This is a genomic window from Fulvivirga sp. AWR4_260, assembly GCF_056158185.1.
Genome location: NZ_JBSWSU010000001.1, coordinates 381,911 through 400,101, shown reverse-complemented (window position 1 = coordinate 400,101; position 18,191 = coordinate 381,911). Strand labels below are relative to the sequence as shown.

Annotated in this window: 26 protein-coding genes; 25 read left to right on the top strand and 1 reads right to left on the bottom strand. The window is 37.1% G+C overall.

The window, feature by feature from the left end:
• Positions 1-21 precede the first annotated feature (21 nt).
• From ACXACQ_RS01895 to rodA, 5 genes are all read left to right on the top strand, one after another.
• Positions 22-1,047, top strand: coding sequence for a rod shape-determining protein (locus ACXACQ_RS01895; RefSeq protein ID WP_474974224.1), 1,026 nt, complete (start codon positions 22-24; stop codon positions 1,045-1,047).
• A 117-nt stretch (positions 1,048-1,164) separates the two neighbouring features.
• Entirely contained in the window at positions 1,165-1,941 is a 777-nt protein-coding gene (gene mreC, locus ACXACQ_RS01890) for a rod shape-determining protein MreC (RefSeq protein WP_474974223.1), read from the top strand.
• A gap of 2 nt (positions 1,942-1,943) precedes the next feature.
• Positions 1,944-2,465, top strand: a complete 522-nt coding sequence (locus tag ACXACQ_RS01885; protein ID WP_474974222.1) for a Rod shape-determining protein MreD — start codon at positions 1,944-1,946, stop codon at positions 2,463-2,465.
• Positions 2,462-4,276: a penicillin-binding protein 2 gene (mrdA, locus tag ACXACQ_RS01880; RefSeq protein ID WP_474974221.1), complete on the top strand. Its 1,815-nt coding sequence runs from the start codon at positions 2,462-2,464 to the stop codon at positions 4,274-4,276. The genes ACXACQ_RS01885 and mrdA overlap by 4 nt, the downstream gene beginning before the upstream one ends.
• The gene (gene rodA / locus ACXACQ_RS01875; protein ID WP_474974220.1) at positions 4,273-5,544 is read left to right on the top strand and encodes a rod shape-determining protein RodA; all 1,272 of its coding nucleotides are present in this window, start codon (positions 4,273-4,275) and stop codon (positions 5,542-5,544) included. Before mrdA ends, rodA begins: the two co-directional genes overlap by 4 nt.
• Positions 5,545-5,575: 31 nt before the next feature.
• Here the strand turns inward: rodA and ACXACQ_RS01870 are convergent, their stop codons facing one another.
• Positions 5,576-6,610, bottom strand: coding sequence for a hypothetical protein (locus ACXACQ_RS01870; protein WP_474974219.1), 1,035 nt, complete (start codon positions 6,608-6,610; stop codon positions 5,576-5,578).
• Between the two features lie 62 nt (positions 6,611-6,672).
• Between ACXACQ_RS01870 and ACXACQ_RS01865 the strand changes: the two genes are divergently transcribed.
• From ACXACQ_RS01865 to rplF, 20 genes are all read left to right on the top strand, one after another.
• Positions 6,673-6,999, top strand: a complete 327-nt coding sequence (locus tag ACXACQ_RS01865) for a 2Fe-2S iron-sulfur cluster-binding protein (protein ID WP_474974218.1) — start codon at positions 6,673-6,675, stop codon at positions 6,997-6,999.
• A 53-nt stretch (positions 7,000-7,052) separates the two neighbouring features.
• Positions 7,053-7,646: a thymidine kinase gene (locus ACXACQ_RS01860; RefSeq protein ID WP_474974217.1), complete on the top strand. Its 594-nt coding sequence runs from the start codon at positions 7,053-7,055 to the stop codon at positions 7,644-7,646.
• Complete coding sequence (gene porZ, locus ACXACQ_RS01855) at positions 7,633-9,921, top strand: type IX secretion system anionic LPS delivery protein PorZ (protein WP_474974216.1); 2,289 nt, start codon at positions 7,633-7,635, stop codon at positions 9,919-9,921. The genes ACXACQ_RS01860 and porZ overlap by 14 nt, the downstream gene beginning before the upstream one ends.
• A 19-nt stretch (positions 9,922-9,940) precedes the next feature.
• On the top strand, positions 9,941-10,600 hold the full coding sequence (gene recO / locus ACXACQ_RS01850; protein ID WP_474974215.1) for a DNA repair protein RecO: 660 nt from the start codon (positions 9,941-9,943) through the stop codon (positions 10,598-10,600).
• 221 nt (positions 10,601-10,821) lie between these two features.
• Positions 10,822-11,454, top strand: coding sequence for a 50S ribosomal protein L3 (gene rplC / locus ACXACQ_RS01845; protein ID WP_474974214.1), 633 nt, complete (start codon positions 10,822-10,824; stop codon positions 11,452-11,454).
• Positions 11,454-12,083, top strand: coding sequence for a 50S ribosomal protein L4 (rplD, locus tag ACXACQ_RS01840; RefSeq protein WP_474974213.1), 630 nt, complete (start codon positions 11,454-11,456; stop codon positions 12,081-12,083). Before rplC ends, rplD begins: the two co-directional genes overlap by 1 nt.
• 2 nt (positions 12,084-12,085) lie before the next feature.
• A complete protein-coding gene (gene rplW, locus ACXACQ_RS01835; RefSeq protein WP_474974212.1) occupies positions 12,086-12,373 on the top strand; it encodes a 50S ribosomal protein L23 in 288 nt (95 codons plus the stop codon).
• 12 nt (positions 12,374-12,385) lie between these two features.
• Positions 12,386-13,216: a 50S ribosomal protein L2 gene (rplB, locus tag ACXACQ_RS01830; RefSeq protein WP_474974211.1), complete on the top strand. Its 831-nt coding sequence runs from the start codon at positions 12,386-12,388 to the stop codon at positions 13,214-13,216.
• On the top strand, positions 13,216-13,494 hold the full coding sequence (gene rpsS, locus ACXACQ_RS01825) for a 30S ribosomal protein S19 (protein ID WP_474974210.1): 279 nt from the start codon (positions 13,216-13,218) through the stop codon (positions 13,492-13,494). Before rplB ends, rpsS begins: the two co-directional genes overlap by 1 nt.
• Before the next feature lie 2 nt (positions 13,495-13,496).
• Positions 13,497-13,913 (top strand): 50S ribosomal protein L22, encoded by a 417-nt coding sequence (rplV, locus tag ACXACQ_RS01820; RefSeq protein ID WP_474974209.1) that lies wholly within the window; start codon positions 13,497-13,499, stop codon positions 13,911-13,913.
• Entirely contained in the window at positions 13,913-14,644 is a 732-nt protein-coding gene (gene rpsC / locus ACXACQ_RS01815) for a 30S ribosomal protein S3 (RefSeq protein ID WP_474974208.1), read from the top strand. The genes rplV and rpsC overlap by 1 nt, the downstream gene beginning before the upstream one ends.
• A gap of 47 nt (positions 14,645-14,691) precedes the next feature.
• The gene (gene rplP, locus ACXACQ_RS01810; RefSeq protein ID WP_474974207.1) at positions 14,692-15,114 is read left to right on the top strand and encodes a 50S ribosomal protein L16; all 423 of its coding nucleotides are present in this window, start codon (positions 14,692-14,694) and stop codon (positions 15,112-15,114) included.
• Between the two features lie 5 nt (positions 15,115-15,119).
• Positions 15,120-15,314, top strand: a complete 195-nt coding sequence (rpmC, locus tag ACXACQ_RS01805) for a 50S ribosomal protein L29 (protein ID WP_474974206.1) — start codon at positions 15,120-15,122, stop codon at positions 15,312-15,314.
• A 7-nt stretch (positions 15,315-15,321) separates the two neighbouring features.
• A complete protein-coding gene (gene rpsQ / locus ACXACQ_RS01800) occupies positions 15,322-15,579 on the top strand; it encodes a 30S ribosomal protein S17 (protein WP_474974205.1) in 258 nt (85 codons plus the stop codon).
• Positions 15,580-15,581: 2 nt separating this feature from the next.
• Entirely contained in the window at positions 15,582-15,950 is a 369-nt protein-coding gene (rplN, locus tag ACXACQ_RS01795; RefSeq protein ID WP_474974204.1) for a 50S ribosomal protein L14, read from the top strand.
• Positions 15,951-15,952: 2 nt separating this feature from the next.
• Entirely contained in the window at positions 15,953-16,291 is a 339-nt protein-coding gene (gene rplX, locus ACXACQ_RS01790; protein ID WP_474974203.1) for a 50S ribosomal protein L24, read from the top strand.
• A gap of 1 nt (position 16,292) precedes the next feature.
• Positions 16,293-16,844, top strand: coding sequence for a 50S ribosomal protein L5 (gene rplE, locus ACXACQ_RS01785; protein WP_474974202.1), 552 nt, complete (start codon positions 16,293-16,295; stop codon positions 16,842-16,844).
• A gap of 4 nt (positions 16,845-16,848) precedes the next feature.
• Positions 16,849-17,118, top strand: a complete 270-nt coding sequence (rpsN, locus tag ACXACQ_RS01780) for a 30S ribosomal protein S14 (RefSeq protein WP_474974201.1) — start codon at positions 16,849-16,851, stop codon at positions 17,116-17,118.
• 94 nt (positions 17,119-17,212) lie between these two features.
• Positions 17,213-17,611, top strand: coding sequence for a 30S ribosomal protein S8 (rpsH, locus tag ACXACQ_RS01775; RefSeq protein ID WP_474974200.1), 399 nt, complete (start codon positions 17,213-17,215; stop codon positions 17,609-17,611).
• A 20-nt stretch (positions 17,612-17,631) separates the two neighbouring features.
• On the top strand, positions 17,632-18,189 hold the full coding sequence (gene rplF / locus ACXACQ_RS01770; protein WP_474974199.1) for a 50S ribosomal protein L6: 558 nt from the start codon (positions 17,632-17,634) through the stop codon (positions 18,187-18,189).
• Positions 18,190-18,191 lie beyond the last annotated feature (2 nt).

The window sequence follows — 18,191 nt, the reverse complement described above, 5'->3', positions numbered from 1 at the left end:
CTAACCTATTGAAGATACAACATGGGATTGTTTGATTTTTTTTCCAGCGATATAGCCATTGACCTTGGTACAGCTAATACCCTTATCATTCATAAGGATAAGATAGTTGTGGATGAGCCGTCTATCATTGCTATAGATAAAAACACCAATAAGGTGTTGGCCATTGGCCGTGAGGCAATGCAGATGCATGAAAAAACCCACGAAAATATAAAAACTATTCGTCCTTTGAAAGATGGTGTAATTGCTGATTTCCACGCAGCAGAGCACATGATCAGGGGAATGATTAAGATGATCGATAGCGGGAAGAAAATTTTCCCTTCTTCGCATCGTATGGTAATATGTATTCCATCAGGAATTACCGAAGTAGAGAAAAGGGCGGTACGTGACTCTGCCGAGCATGCTGGTGCTAAGGAGGTTTACATGATACACGAGCCTATCGCTGCGGCCATAGGTATTGGTATTGATATCGAACAACCGGTTGGGTCTATGATTGTGGATATTGGGGGTGGTACTACTGAAATTGCCGTAATCGCTCTTTCTGGTATTGTTTGTGACCAGTCTATCCGTGTGGCAGGAGATACCTTCAATAGAGATATACTTGATTATATGAGAAGGCAGCATAACCTATTAATAGGTGAAAGATCTGCTGAAAAAGTAAAAATAGAAGTAGGTTCAGCATTAACCGAATTGGATGATGGACCTGAAGATTATGAAATTAGAGGTAGAGATTTGATGACCGGTATTCCGAAAGTAATCAAGATCTCTTATTCTGAGATAGCTTTTGCGCTCGACAAATCTGTATCTAAAATAGAAGAAGCAGTATTAAAGGCATTGGAGATTTCACCGCCAGAACTTTCTGCTGATATTTACGACAATGGTATTCACCTAACAGGTGGAGGAGCTTTATTAAGAGGTTTGGACAAGCGTTTAGCTTTAAAAACTAAGCTTCCTATACACGTGGCTGAAGATCCGTTAAGAGCTGTAGTAAGAGGAACAGGACAGTCTTTAAAGAACTTAAATTCTTTCAAAGCTGTATTAATGACCTAAGCAACGGCTAAGGGTTAGTAAATTATATTTTTGGACTTTTGATCAATTCGGAATAAATAAATGCAGAGATTATTTCTGTTTCTATATCAATATAGAGCGTTTTTAACCTTCCTATTGTTGGAATTATTTTGCGTTTGGTTAATAGTCCAAAACAACTCATATCAAGGAACCCAGTTCTTTAACTCATCTAACAGTATGGCTGCAGGTATGCTGCAGTCATCTGATAATGTTTCCGATTATTTTGGCTTAAAGGAAGTGAACGATCAGCTTGCAGCTGAAAATGCTTCACTAAAAGAGGAACTCTCTCAGCTTACGGAAACTATAAATCACTTAGACAAAAAAGCTTTAGAAGACACTGTGCTTGCCAATAAGTACAATTACTTCAGTGCCAAAGTGATTAACAACTCAGTGCATAACTTCAATAATTACATTACTATCAATAAAGGGTCTCAGGATGGCGTGGAGCCAGACATGGGAGTGGTAGGAAATGATGGCGTGGTAGGAAAGGTGAAAACGGTATCTAAACACTTTGCAGTGATTTCTTCCATATTGCATAGCGATGTGCAAGTGTCTGCAAAAATAGCTAATACAGGAGACCTTTGTACCGTTAAATGGCCCGGGAAAGATCCATATAAAGCAGAATTGCTTTTTGTGCCTAGGCATGTAAAAGTTAATCATGGAGACAGTATTGTTACTTCAGGGTTTAATGCGGTATTTCCCGAAGGGGTGCCTATTGGTGTAATAGATGAGGTGGACATTAGCAATGATGCACTCTTCTATAGCATAAAGATTACGCTGGCAAGCGATATTAATGAGGTGGCATTTGTCTATCTTATAAAAAACAATTTAAAGGTGGAGCAAGATTCTATTCAATCTGAGGCCGAAAAATTTTAATCATGCTCAATAAAAGAACCATTTTACAAGTCATTTCTTTTGTTGCCTATATTTTAATACAAGTTTTGGTATTAAAAAACGTGGTGCTTTTTGATAAGGCATTTTGCTTTCTATACATCGGGTTTCTGTTATTACTACCTGTAGAAATGAAAGTATTACCACTGATGTTCGTTGGTTTTACTACAGGTTTTATTATTGATATTTTTTATGACAGTATGGGAATTCATGCGGCTGCATGTGTGTTTATAATGTTTGTCAGGAGTTACTGGCTCAACCTATTAACACCACAAGGCGGGTATGATTCGGGCACCGTACCTTCAGTGAAGGTAAATGGTTTACAATGGTTTGTTTCTTATGCATTACCATTGATTTTTCTACACCATTGTGCATTGCTCTTTTTAGAATCTTGGGGCTTTAGCTTTTTTGGATTTACATTGTCCAAAGCCTTTTTTAGTACATGGTTTACCTTAGTGGTGGTATTAGTAACCCAGTATCTTTTTTATAATACTAAAAGGACACTATGAACCAATCACGCAAGAATATTATCCAACTAGTTATAGTACTGGTTGCGTTAGTTTTTTTGACCAAGTTATTTTTTATTCAGGTATTAGATGATAAGTACGCAGAGGCAGCTACTAGTAATATCATTCATAAAGTTATAGAGTATCCTTACCGTGGAGTCATTAAAGACCGGAACGGTAAACTTCTAGTTTATAATACACCTCAATTTGATCTTACAGTTACTCCTAAAGAAGTAAAACAGCTGGATACAGCTAAGTTTTGTGAACTTTTTCATTTAACAAAGGAAGAGCTAAAGAAGAAATATTACGATGCTTCACATAGTAGAGGCTTTTCTTATGTAAAGCCAAATGCATTTATAAAGCAACTCTCAGAGCAAGATCTAGCTAGAATTCAAGATTACTTGGTGGATTTTCCTGGGTTTGATATTCAGGCAAGGACTACCAGAGCGTATACAAATCCAATTATGGCGAATGCCCTTGGCTATGTTAGTGAAATTAACAGGCGTCAGTTGGATAGAGACACGTCAAGTTATTACCATCAGGGTGACTATATTGGTCAGAGTGGTATAGAGGCATATTATGAAGAAGAACTGAGAGGTAAGCGGGGTGTCAGGTATAAAATCAGAAATGTAAGAGGTATTGAAAAGGGAGATTTTGAGGATGGTAAGTATGATACCTTGGCTATACCAGGGAAAAACCTGACCACTACGGTAGATATTGACCTACAGAAATATGGTGAATATTTAATGGAAGGTAAGACAGGAAGTATAGTGGCCATTGAACCTTCATCGGGAGAGATCCTTTCTATTGTTTCAGGGCCTACCTATGATCCAGCGCTGCTAACGGGAAAAGAATATAGTAAGAACTATTATAAAATAAGTTCTGATAGCTTAAAGCCATTGTTTAACAGACCACTTATGGCACAGTATAGGCCAGGGTCTATATTTAAAATTATTCAGGCAATGGTGGGGCTTGAAGAAGGTGTAATTACAAAAAACACTTATATACCATGTGTGATGTACCCAATGAAGTGTCACTATCATGGGCCTGGCGAAACTTTAGTTGGAGCCATTACGCATTCATGTAACCCTTATTTTTACAATGTAATGAAAAGGGTAGTGAACCAAGGAAATTCCTCTGATCCCTTTGAAGATACACGAATAGGGTTGAAAAAATGGCATGAATATGTGGAGACATTTGGCTTGGGCTCACCGCTGGGCATTGATTTACCTAACGAAAAAAGTGGAATGGTGCCTAGTGTTGCTTATTATGATAGAGCATATAATAATAGGCCATGGAAATACTCTAATATATATTCTATATCTATAGGTGAGGGAGAAAATTTAGTAGTGCCCTTACAAATGGCCAATTTTGCGTCCATTGTTGCTAACAGAGGTTATTATTACACTCCTCACTTGGTGAAATCAATAGGCGATAGTGGAGATCCTTTACCCCAGTTTACCGAGAAACATACTACTGCTGTTGATGGAAAATATTTTGACGTGGCGGTTGAGGCTATGGAGAATGTAATAAAAGCGGGAACTGGTCAGTATAGAGCCAAACTGAAAGATATTGATGTGTGTGGAAAGACTGGTACTGTACAGAATGGTTCACGACCGGATCACTCTGTATTTATCGCTTTTGCACCAAAAGACAATCCAAAAATTGCGGTTTCTGTGTATGTTGAAAATGCAGGGCAGGGAGCTAGAGCTGCAGCCTCAATCGCAAGTTTAATGATAGAGAAATACTTATTAGGAGCCACTGAGCGACCTAGTATAGAAGAATACGTTAGGAAAGGAGAATTTATATATTGAGACGGGCAGATAGTATAAGTAGTAAATTAGATTGGCTTACAGTTTTACTGTTCTTTACAATAGTTACATTAGGATGGTTAAATATTTATGCTGCGGTATATGATGAATCTGCAGCCCAGAATATATTTAGTACTTCTTTAAATAGCGGACGACAGCTTATTTTCATTGGAGCTTCTGTGGTGTTGATTATAGCCATTTTAGTAATGGACTTTAAGTTTTATGATACCTTCGCTTACATATTTTATGGAGGAGTCGTGTTTATGCTGGTCTTTGTGCTGGTGTTTGGTCGAGAAGTGGCTGGTTCAAAATCTTGGTTTGAAATAGGGGCTTTTCGATTGCAGCCCTCAGAGTTTGCCAAATTTGCCACTGCGTTGGGTGTGGCAAAGTACATCGGTACTTCAGGTTTTAGGATGGATAGAATAAGAGATCAGCTGATTTTATTCGCATTTATCGGCACTCCTGCTGTTCTTATCATATTGCAAGGAGATACCGGAACGGCCTTAGTTTATTCCATATTCCTATTTGTATTCTTTAGAGAAGGTATGTCGCCTATATTGTTAATATTAGGAACTGCTGCTGCTACTATATTTATTTTAACACTTTTGGTTCCGAATCACTTGTATTTATACCTAGGAATAGCAGTAATCGCTGGTGTTACTATACTTTTTGGAAAGCGAACAAAGAAAAGGATTTTGTTAGTGCTAGGGGGTGCTTGTATAATTATAGGAGTAATTAAAAGTGTGGACTACTTCGTTTCTGATGTTTTAAAACCTCACCAACAAAACAGAATTAAAGCCCTTATTAACCCTGATGCTGACCCTTTAGGTTTTGGGTGGAATGTTACTCAATCTAAAATTGCAATTGGTAGTGGGGGCGCTTTTGGGAAGGGGTTTTTAAAAGGAACTCAAACGAAGTTCGATTTCGTGCCAGAACAAAGTACTGACTTTATATTTTGTACTATTGCTGAAGAGCATGGCTGGTTAGGTAGCTTTACGGTTATAGGATTATTTATAACTCTACTTTTCCGTATTATATTTATAGCAGAACGACAGAAATGGCGATTTGCTCGTGTATACGGGTATTCGGTTGCGTGTATAATATTTTTTCACTTTGCAGTCAATATTGGTATGACAATAGGACTATTCCCTGTAATAGGTATTCCATTGCCTATGTTCAGTTACGGAGGTTCGTCTTTGATAGGTTTTACTATTCTAATATTTATATTATTGAAGCTTGATGCACATCGTGGTCAAGTACTAGTACATTAAAAGAAAAGGCGCTTAACAAGCGCCTTTTCTTTTAATTAAACTTTTTATTTACGATCTCTAAAAATTCTTCAACCTCTTCGGTTTCAGTATTCCAGTAGGGATAGTTTTCTACTAAGTAACTGTTAGCGTCTGACTTGTTTTCGCACTCCTCTAAGTAGCTAACGGTGTTATTAAATGATGTCTCGTCCCCATCAAAAAGCATATTTATAAACATAAAGCGCTGGTTGATGCTTATATTTTTTCTTATGCTATCAATTTTCTGACTTTTATGCCTGTCAGCTATCGAAGATTTTTCTTGATTGGCGTGCTGGTCATTTAAGGTTTTGGTTGGCGACTCAAAACGGCTATTTATTGGCGCAGCTTTTTCGTTTACTTCCTCGTGCTCTAATTCTCTTTGCTGTGCCATTGGGGTAGGTGGAGCTGTAGCTGTGGCATTTCCATAAACTAAGCTTTCATCTAAAGGCAATAATTCTGAGAATTTCTCAAAGTAAACATCTATATCTTCAGGGCTCTCCTGTATATTTTCGAAGACATCGTTGAGCATCTTAGTAGCCTCTTGTCTGCTAAGCTTTTCCATATCTTCATCTTCAGCCTTGGCTATTAAAGCCATTAAAAGGTTAGGGTTGATTTTTACGTATTTACTAATCCTTTTCAGACTTTTAATCGATACTCCATTTTTTTTCGGGTCGTTGATCAGATGCATGTAAAAGTCATAAGGAGAAAAAACCAAAAGGAGTGTCTCTTTTATAGCATCTTCTAATAGAGGAGTAAAGTTATCCCTTGTTATGGCTATATTTCTGGAAAGAATATTCATGAATTCTTTTTGAGCTTCTTTCACTTCAGGTGCATCGTAGTTAAAGTACGGGCTTTGAATTTTAGAAGTTTCCTTTCTCCATTCATTAAGAAGATTCTTCATCACAAAAAGATTGATCTGCCTTATTTGCTGTAGCTCTAGTATTTGAGGTCCTGTAATTACATCATGGTCAGCAAAATGTTCTTCAAGCAAATGATCACATAATTCTTTGCAGTATTCTTCTATCCCCTTGTGATTAAGATTATTTTCCATACTTAGTAGTTCTCAGTCCTTAATTTAGTTTATTTACATTTTGCCTTATAAAGTTAAGAAATATGCCTAAGATCGTTATTAAAAACCTGGCTGATAAAACGATAATGACAAACGACAAATCTGCGACCGTATTGGATACTTTGCAAGAAAATTTTATAGATTGGATGCATGCATGTGGAGGAAAGGGGAGGTGCACCTCGTGTAGAATGATCGTAAAACAGGGAGAAAGTAATCTGGCGCCAATAACAGAAAGTGAAAATAATTATCGTATGTTAAATAGGTTGGCTGATAATGAGCGTCTTAGCTGTCAGTCTGTACTGATGGATGGCGAAATAGATATAGAAGTGCCCACAGCTACTAAATTGCCACATATGGAATATTCTTATTAACTTACTTCCAAGAGTAGGTCCTTTTTTTGTGAGTATCTTCTTAATTTTGAAGGATGTTTATAGAGCCAAACTTTGGAAGACCGAAAAAGACAGGGTGGATAGAAGTCATATGTGGATGTATGTTTTCTGGAAAAACCGAGGAATTAATAAGAAGATTGAACCGATCTATCATTGCAGGGCAGAAAGTTGAAATCTTTAAACCAGCAGTGGACAAGCGCTATCATGATGTGGATGTGGTGTCTCATAATGAAAATGCCATTAGGTCAACACCGGTCAATTTCGCAAGTGATATAATACTTATGGCAGGAGATTGTGATGTAGTTGGCATTGACGAAGCTCAATTTTTTGACGATGAAATCGTAAATATCTGTAATAAGTTGGCTAATAGCGGAAAACGGGTGATAGTGGCCGGACTGGATATGGACTTTGAAGGTAAGCCTTTTGGGCCGATGCCGTTTTTGCTGGCAACAGCCGAATTCGTAACCAAAGTGCACGCCATTTGTGCGGTAAGTGGCGAATTAGCTTCTTATTCTTATCGCTTAAGTGAGGACAGGGATAAAGTGTTGTTGGGAGAAAGACAAGAATACGAGGCGCGTAGTAGAGGGAGCTTTTTCCAAGGTATGAAAAATCGTAATGGAGAAGATTAATCATTTTATCGTTAAAAATATAAGCAGCCCAATAATTTTTGTTGGGCTATTTTTGTTAATAAGTGGTAGTGTCACTGCTCAAAATATTCCTTTGGGCACATGGCGAACCCACTTTTCATATTATAAGGCCAAATTGGTTGAAGTAACAGAGGATAAAATTTATGTTGCCTCTGAAAATGGACTGTTCTTCTATGACAAAGATGATCAGGCCGTGACCAAAATTTCTAAAAGTGATGGGCTGCAGTCTGAGAATATTACGGCTCTTTATTTTAGTGAAGCTCAAAATCAGCTTTACATTGGTTATGCCGATGGTAATCTTGATGTTGTTGTAAATAATGAGATAATTAATGTTGACCTTACTACAACCGCCCAAGTTATAGGTGATAAAGGCATTAATTCATTTGTAGAGTTAGAAAGTCAGTTGTTTATAGGTACTGATTATGGTTTGCTTAAATACAACCAAACATCATTACAAGTAGAGGAAACTTATCGAGAAATTGGTGTAGACGGAGCCACTATTCATGTAAACGATTTGGCTATAATGGGAGATTCTGTCTATCTGGCTACTAATGCAGGTATTATATCAAATTCCTTACGAAATCAGGTAAATAGGTTTGATTTTAGAACTTGGAAGAGATATGATATGCCTAATGGCAACGCTAATAATGGTGTGATTTTTATCACTAATTATGAAGGTTATCTTTTGGCAGGAGTTGATCATTTAGGATTAATTCAGTTGAACCAAGGGATAACTACTACTGTTTTTGAAGACCTCACGGCTGAATTTTATAATGGGTTTACTTCTAATGGTATCATGTATTTTGTTGAAGATAAAGCCTTATTTAGTTATTCAAGTAATGAAGTGACTCCTATAACCAATACATTTATCACACAGGTTAACGATGCTTTTTTAACGGTCGATGGAGTTTGGTGGGTTGCCGATGAAAACAAGGCATTGGTGACCAATTATCAACAAGGGAATCAATTTTATAGTATAATGCCTGAAGGCCCTTATTCCAATGAGTTTTTTTCTATAAATAATTTGGTGGATGGTCTTTTTGTGGCCTCAGGAGGGTATTCTAATAATTTGCAACCGTTGGGGTATGCCAATGGGTTTTATCAGTTTAGCAATGGGCGTTGGAGTAATTACAATACTAATATCACGGATGGTTTTCCTGCATTTAATGATGTAACTGATGTGACATATAGTAATGGGATAGGGGCTTATTTTGCAGCTTCATTTGGGAGCGGGTTGCTGAAGTTTTCTTTAGCAAATGATAGTTATGAAGTTTACGATAATACAACCCCTGGCAGTCCTTTAATTACTGATTTGGAGCTTGCCGATAAGGTTTTAATTACAGCCATAGAGGGAGATAGCCGGGGATTATGGGTGTTGAATTATGGCAGTGATACGCCATTACTGTTGTTGCAGCCCGATGGTCAATGGAGACCTTTTTTTCTTACAAATCAGCAGGCTAAATATGCTACAGATATGTTGCTTGTTGACCAATATGTATGGTTACTTACTGCATCAGGTATAATTGTTTTTGACCCAGAAACTAATAATTCCCGGTTGTTGAACAACTCCACTTCAAATGGGGGCATTGTCGGGAACGAATTCAAATGTTTTAGCTTAGATAAGGATGGGTATGTCTGGATCGGTACCGATAATGGTGTATCAGTGTTCACTAATCCCTATTCAGTTTTTGAAGGTACTGTGGATGCAGTGGAGCCAATATTTGATAGTCAGTTATTGTTAATAGGGGAAGAAGTGAATGATATTCTCGTAGATGGAGGCAACAGGAAGTGGTTTGCCACAGATAAAGGAGCATGGTTGTTTGATGCATTAATAGAGCAAGAAGTATTGTTTTTTGATGCAGATAATAGTCCATTACCTTCCAGTATTATTAATGAAATCGGTATAGATAATCAGTTGGGGGAAGTGTTTTTTTCTACAAATGATGGCGTAGTTTCATTTCGTGCAGACGCTACAGAGCCTGAACATGATTATAGTAACGTCAAAGTATTTCCTAACCCTGTTACCTCACATTTTAATGGCACTATTGCTATCTCGGGCTTGGCCAGCAATGTGATAGTTAAAATTACTAATGTAAGCGGTAAGCTCATTTGGCAAACAAAATCCAATGGAGGCACAGCCACTTGGGACGGGGCTGATTATAATGGAAAAAGAGCTCAAACAGGTGTTTATTTAATCTTTGTTGCCAATAATGATGGTGAAGATACTTTCGTGGGGAAAATTGCTGTAGTAGATTAGTAGTCATTTTATATCTCAAATGTTACACAAAACCCGCGGCATAGTCTTCAAGTATTTTAAGTATAGAGACACGTCTATAATAGTTAAAATTTTTACCGAAGAGTTTGGTATTCAGACCTACATTGTCAATGGAGTGAGAAGCAAATCCACGAAAAGTAAGATAGCTCTTTTTCAGCCTCTGACATTATTAGATCTCGTAGTATATAAAAAATCAGGAGCTGAGATTAATCGTATATCTGAAATAAAATGTACCATACCGTTTCACGATATTCCAACGGATATTCGAAAAACTACCATTGCTATATTTATGGCTGAGGTGCTTTACAAAAGTGTTCAGGAAGAAGGAGATGTATCCGAAATGTTCCAATTTATATATCACAGCATAGAAATTTTGGATCATTTGGAAGGGAAAACCAATAATTTTCACCTCCAGTTTTTGCTTAAGTTAAGTCGTTATTTAGGTTTTGGAGTTGACTCATTCACAAATGAGTTTGCATTTCTTTCTGACCAAGAAAGTACCATCCTTCATCAGCTGTTGTCGTTCGGCTATGAAGAACAAATAGCTATGTCAAACCAACAGCGAAGAACCATTTTAGATGGGATTATTCACTTTTATAAACTGCATGTTGACTCTCTCAATGAGATCAATTCTATCAATGTTTTGCATGAGCTATTTTAATTTTTTTTAAATCAATGTCGTAATTCTTTGGATAAAAGAAAAATTACCACACATTTGCGGTACCTACCTATGTTTAGAAAAAAAAGCGGCTCAAATGCTTTTTATAACCAAAAAATAATATCTCTACTATTTGTTAACTTCTTATAAGTTATTATCTTTGCAATCCTTTTGCGGAAAAACCGTGAAAGCTATAGCTAAAGTACGCTTATAAAGATTTTAAAATGTCTGGTATTATAGGAAAGAAAATCGGAATGACTAGCATTTACAGTGCCACTGGGAAAATGATCCCATGCACGGTGATAGAGGCTGGTCCTTGTGTGGTTACACAAGTAAAAAATGAAGAGACTGATGGTTACACAGCCGTTCAGTTGGGCTATGGCGAGCGCAAGGAGAAGAATACTCCTAAAGCTTTGCTAGGTCATTTTAAGAAAGCGAATACAACTCCTAAGAAGGAGATGGTAGAATTTCGCGATTTCCGAGTGGAATTTGAAGGAGGAGTGCAGTTAGGTCAAGAAGTGAAAGTTGGAGATGTATTTGTAGAAGGAGACTTCGTAGATGCTATTGGAACCTCAAAAGGTAAAGGTTTCCAAGGTGTTGTAAAAAGACATGGATTTGGTGGTGTTGGACAAAGAACTCACGGTCAGCACAACAGAGAAAGAGCTCCAGGTTCAATTGGTGGTGCATCCTTCCCTGCAAGAGTTTTTAAAGGAATGAGAATGGCTGGAAGAGCCGGAGGAGATAGAGTGAAAGTTCTTAACCTTCAGGTGGTTAAAATCATCCCTGAGAAAAATTTAATTTTAATAAGTGGTTCTGTACCAGGAGCAAATAATTCAACTGTAATTCTCGAGAAATAATGGACGTTTCAGTAGTAAAATATAGTGGTGAAGATACCGGAAGAAAGATTTCTCTTTCTGATGAAGTTTTTGGTATTGAGCCAAATGACCATGCAATATATCTTGACGTTAAGCAATACTTAGCTAACCAAAGACAAGGAACGCATAAGTCAAAAGAGAGAGCCGAAATCAGTGGTTCTACTAAGAAGATAAAAAAACAAAAAGGAACAGGTACAGCCAGAGCTGGTAGTATCAAATCTCCAGTTTTCAGAGGTGGAGGTAGAGTTTTCGGTCCTAGACCAAGAAACTATTCCTTTAAGTTAAATAAAAAGCTTAAGGAGCTAGCAAGAAAATCTGCTTTAACTTATAAGGCAAAAGATCAAAGTATTGCTATTTTAGAAGACTTCAGTTTTGAAGCACCAAAAACAAAAGAGTATATCAAAATGCTTGAAGCCCTATCTTTAGGAGCTAAAAAAACTCTTTTAGTGCTTTCAGATAACAACAAAAACATCGTATTGTCAGGAAGAAATATCCAAAATACAAAAGTGGTTACTGCTGACGCATTAAACACTTATGATGTTATACATGCCGATAATTTGATATTGAGTGAAAGCTCTCTTGAGAAGATTGATAACTTATTGAAGAAATAAAAATGAGTGTTTTAATAAAGCCATTGGTTACAGAAAAAGTTTCTGCTTTAAACGAAACTGGCAAGTATGGTTTCATCGTAGACCGCAAAGCTAATAAAGTAGAGATTAAAAAGGCTGTAGAAAAGATGTACGGGGTCACAGTAGAAGATGTGAATACCATGAACTATCTAGGTAAATTAAAGTCTAGATATACTAAATCCAGAGTTATTTCAGGAAGAACCCCATCATTTAAAAAAGCTATCGTAACCGTAGCGGATGGTGAAGTAATCGATTTTTACAGCGAAATTTAATCATTAGAAGAGATGGCAGTTAAGAAATTAAGACCAACTACTCCAGGACAGAGATATCGTATCGCTCCTGCCTTTACAGAGATTACAAAGGCAGAGCCTGAGAAGTCGTTGGTTGTAACAAAAAAGAGATCGGGCGGTAGAAATAACAGTGGTAAAATGACTATGCGCTATATCGGTGGTGGTCATAAGAAGAAAACTCGCCTTGTTGATTTCAAAAGAAATAAGTTTGACGTTCCTGCAACGGTAAAAGCTATAGAGTATGATCCAACAAGATCTGCACGTTTAGCTTTATTATATTATGCTGATGGTGCTAAATCTTATATATTAGCTCCGCAAGGATTAGTTGTAGGTACTACTATAATCTCAGGAGAATCTGTAGCTCCAGAAGTAGGTAATACATTACCTTTATCTAAGATACCTTTAGGTACTATTATTCACAACATAGAGCTTAAGCCTGGTAAAGGTGGCGCTATGGCAAGAAGTGCTGGTTCTTACGCACAGTTAACTGCTCGTGAAGGTAAGTATGCTACTTTAAAATTACCTTCAGGTGAGACTAGAAGAGTTCTTGTTACTTGTTTAGCTACTATTGGTTCAGTATCTAATGCTGACCACATGAATGTTAGACTAGGAAAGGCTGGTAGAAACAGATGGTTAGGTAAAAGACCTAGAACTAGAGGTGTGGCTATGAACCCGGTTGATCACCCAATGGGAGGTGGTGAAGGTAGGTCTTCAGGAGGACACCCTAGATCAAGAACAGGTCTTCTGGCTAAAGGTAAGAAAACCAGAACTCCTAAAAAATATTCAAACAATCTAATAATCAGTAGAGGTAAGAAGAAAAAATAATGGCTAGATCACTTAAAAAAGGACCGTATATTGACTTCAGGCTCGAAAAGAAAGTCGATGCTATGAACGACTCAGGAAAAAAATCAGTGATCAAAACTTGGTCAAGAAGGTCAATGATATCTCCTGATTTTGTAGGGCATACATTTGCTGTACATAATGGAAATAAATTTATTCCCGTGTACGTAACTGAAAACATGGTAGGACATAAACTTGGTGAGTTTGCTCCTACTAGAAATTTCAGAGGTCACGTAGGTAAAAAAGACAAAGGTAAAAGATAATTATGGAGGCAGTAGCTAAACTAAAGAATGTACCTACTTCACCTCGTAAAATGAGATTAGTAGCTGATCTTATTCGTGGTGAAAGAGTGAATAAGGCGCTTAATATACTAAAGTTTGAGCCTAAGCAAGGAGCCGCAAGGCTTGAAAAACTTTTGTTATCTGCCATTTCTAACTGGCAGCAGAGCAATGAGGAAGTAGATTTAGAAGACGCAGATCTTTACGTTAAATCTATTCAAGTAGATAGTGGAAAGATTTTAAAAAGATTGAGACCTGCTCCACAGGGTAGAGCTCATAGAATTAGAAAAAGATCTAACCATGTAACTTTAGTATTGGATAGTCTGGCTCCAGTTCAGGAAGAGGTTGAAAAAAAACCTGCAAAGAAAGAGACTAAGAAAAAAGATAATAAAGAAGATAAATAATGGGACAGAAAGTTAACCCTATAGCTTTAAGACTTGGCATCATTAAAGGCTGGGATTCTAGCTGGTATGGTGGAAAGGATTTTTCCGATAAACTTGTTGAGGATCATAATATAAGAAATTATATAGCTGCTCGTATACCTAAGGGTGGAATCTCTAAAGTAGTAATCGAACGTACTCTTAAGAGAATTACACTTACTGTACACACTGCAAGACCTGGTGTTGTTATCGGTAAAGGTGGAGCAGAAGTTGATAAAATTAAAGAAGAGTTAAAGAAACTAACTGGTAAGGATGTTCAAATCAATATATTTGAGGTGAAACGTCCAGAGTTAGACGCTAAACTTGTAGGTGAGTCAATAGCTCAGCAATTACAGGCTAGAATATCTTATAGAAGAGCTATGAAGCAAGCGATTGCTTCTGCAATGAGGGTAGGTGCCCAAGGTATTAAAATTAAAGTTTCGGGTCGACTTGGAGGAGCTGAAATGGCTCGTTCAGAACAGTACAAGGACGGTCGTATTCCATTACATACTTTAAGAGCTGATATTGATTATGCAATAAGCGAAGCCAATACTATCTATGGAAAAATAGGTATTAAAGTATGGATATTTAAGGGTGAGATCTACGGTAAAAGAGACTTGTCTCCTAACGTTGGTACATCAAATTCAAGTTCTGGTGGAGGCCGTGGCGGTAGAAAGCGTAGTGAAGGTGGTCCTAAGCGAAGAAGAAACAAATAATTTAATTTAGAAGAGCACGTGCTTAGGCACATCTAAAGTTATAAGATATGTTACAGCCAAAGAGAGTTAAATTCAGGAAAAAACAGAAGGGCAGAATCAAAGGAATCGCCCAAAGAGGTCATAGAATAGCTTTTGGGGCATTTGCAATAAAGGCGTTAGAGCCAGGATGGATTACTTCTAGACAAATAGAAGCGGCCAGGATTGCAATGACAAGAGCAATGAAAAGGGAAGGTCAAGTGTGGATCAGAATATTTCCTGACAAGCCTATTACTAAAAAGCCAGCAGAAGTAAGGATGGGTAAAGGTAAAGGTGCTCCTGAATATTGGGTAGCAGTTGTTAAACCTGGTACAATTCTATTCGAAGCAGGTGGTGTTAAAAAGGAATTGGCTCAAGAGGCACTCCGTTTGGCACAACAGAAACTTCCAATTAAAACTAAGTTTTCAGTACGCAGAGACTACGTAGAATCATAAAAAAGATGAAGAATTCAGAAATAAGAGCACTAAGCATCGAAGAACTCGAGCAAAGATTAGCTGGAGAGCAGGAGGCGTACAGAAAAATGAAATTTGCTCATGAGATCTCTCCAATCGAAAATCCTATTAAGATAAAGGAGACTCGTAGAATTATCGCCAGGTTAAAGACTGAATTGAGAGCTAAAGAACTCGCTAAATAATATTGAAATGGAGTCAAGAAAATTAAGAAAAGAAAGAGTAGGGCAGGTTGTTAGCAACAAGATGGAGAAGTCTATCACGATTGCGGTACAACGTAAAGAAAAACACCCTATCTATGGTAAGTTTGTTAATAAAACTACCAAGTTTACGGCTCATGACGAAAATAACGAGTGTGGTATTGGTGATACGGTAAGAATAATGGAAACTCGTCCTTTGAGTAAAAACAAAAGGTGGAGATTAGTTGAAATCATTGAAAAGGCTAAATAATAATGATACAGCAAGAGTCAAGATTAAACGTTGCAGATAACAGCGGAGCGAAGGAAGTACTTTGTATCCGTGTATTAGGTGGTACTGGTAAAAAGTATGCTTCTGTGGGAGACAAAATTGTTGTAACAGTAAAGTCAGCCCTTTCTTCAAGCAACTTAAAAAAAGGTACTGTTTCTAAAGCAGTTATCGTTAGAACAAAGAAAGAAGTTAGAAGAAAAGATGGATCTTATATCCGCTTTGAAGATAACGCAGCCGTGTTATTAAACACAAACGATGAGCCGAGAGGTACACGTATCTTTGGACCTGTTGCAAGGGAGTTACGTGAAAAGCAATTTATGAAAATCGTTTCATTAGCACCTGAAGTATTGTAATCATGGAAAGAAGGAAAAATAAACAGCCTAAGCTGCACATTAAAAAAGGAGATAAAGTAAAAGTAATTTCTGGAAACTCAAAAGGTAAAGAAGGAGAAGTACTTGAGGTTATCCCTAGCAAACAAAGAGCTGTGGTTAAAGGTATTAATGTTGTAACTAAACACGTTAAACCTTCAGCTACTAATCCTGAGGGTGGAATCGAAAAAACTGAAGCCGCTGTTCACATTAGTAATTTAATGTTGATTGACCCTGCTACTGGCGATGCAGTTAAAACTGGTAGAAAGCTTAATGATCAGGGTAAGCTTCAAAGATATTCTAAGAAAACTGGAGATTTAATTTAAGATGGCTAATCCAAGATTAAAAGACAAATACCATTCAGAAATTGTACCTGCTCTTAAGGATAAGTTTCAATATAAGAGTGTTATGCAGGTACCTAAGGTGGTTAAAATATGCATAAATAAAGGTATTGGTGCTGCAGTAGCTGATAAAAAATTAGTGGATATTGGAGTTGAAGAACTTACAACTATCACTGGTCAGCAAGCTGTTGCTACAAAATCTAAAAAGTCCATATCTAACTTTAAGTTAAGAGATGGAATGCCTATTGGTGCTAGAGTAACGTTAAGAGGAGAAAAAATGTACGAATTTATGGACAGATTAATGGCCATTGCTCTTCCTCGTGTACGTGACTTTAGAGGTATCAGCGATAAAGGATTTGATGGTAGAGGTAATTATACTTTAGGTGTTAAAGAACAAATTATCTTCCCTGAAATCAGTATCGATAAAGTTAACCGCATCAACGGTATGGACATTACTTTCGTAACTACTGCAGAGAGCGATGAGGAAAGCTATGAGTTATTAAAAGCTTTCGGAATGCCTTTCGCAAGTAAAAAATAAGATTATGGCAAGAAAAGCTGTTATAGCAAGAGAAAAGAAAAGAGAAAAGTTAGTAGCTAAATTTGCTGCTAAAAGAAAAGCCCTTAAAGAGGCTGGTGACTACGAAGCACTAGATAAATTACCTAGAAATGCTTCTCCAGTTAGATTACATAACAGATGTAAGCTTACAGGTAGACCTAAGGGATACATGAGAAAGTTCGGAATTTCAAGGGTTACTTTCCGTGAAATGGCTTCTGATGGGAAAATACCAGGTGTTACTAAAGCTAGCTGGTAAAATATTTCTCTTTTACTTTTATTCAAAAAAAATGTTCTGTATCTTTGCAGGCCTGTTTAACAGGGTTGCAATTTTACATTAGATAGAAAAGAAAATGACAGATCCGATAGCAGATTATTTAACCCGACTAAGGAATGCGATTAAAGCTCGTCACAGAGTAGTTGATATTCCTGCGTCTAATATCAAGAAGGAATTAACTAAAGTACTTCATGATAAAGGGTACATTTTAAACTATAAGTTTGAGGATACTACTAATCATCAAGGTAACATTAAAATTGCTTTGAAATATAATCCTGAAACTAAGAATCCTGCGATTTACCATCTTGAAAGAGTAAGTAAGCCAGGTTTAAGGAAGTATGCACAAGCGGAGTCATTACCAAGAGTTTTAAATGGCTTAGGTGTAGCTATTCTTTCTACTTCTAAAGGTGTTGTAACCGATAAAGAAGCTAGAGAACAACACATTGGTGGTGAAGTTCTTTGTTACGTATATTAATATATTATAAATTTCATATAATGTCTAGAATAGGGAAAAAACCAATAAAACTTGCTGATAAGGTATCTTATGGATATGATCAGGCTGAAGGTTTGGTTACGGTGAAAGGACCAAAAGGTGAGTTATCACAAAAAATTGACCCTGCTTTCAAATTGGTTGAAAATGAAGGCGAACTGACTGTAGAAAGACCTACTGAGCAAAAGAGACATAAAGCTCTTCATGGGTTATACAGATCATTAATTTTTAACATGGTAGAAGGTGTATCAACCGGATATGTTATAAAATTAGAACTTGTAGGGGTAGGATATAAGGCTACTACTCAAGGAAATGTTTTAGAACTAAGCTTAGGTTATTCTCATAGTATTTTCTTAGCTATTCCTGCTGAGGTGTCTGTGGTTGCAGAGACGGAGAAAGGTAAAAACCCAATAGTAACTTTAGAGAGTTCTGATAAGCAACTTATAGGACAAGTGGCTGCAAAAATTAGATCTCTAAGACCTGTTGAACCGTACAAAGGTAAAGGTGTTAGATTTGTTAACGAAGTTATTAGACGTAAGGCTGGTAAACAGGCTGCTAAATAATC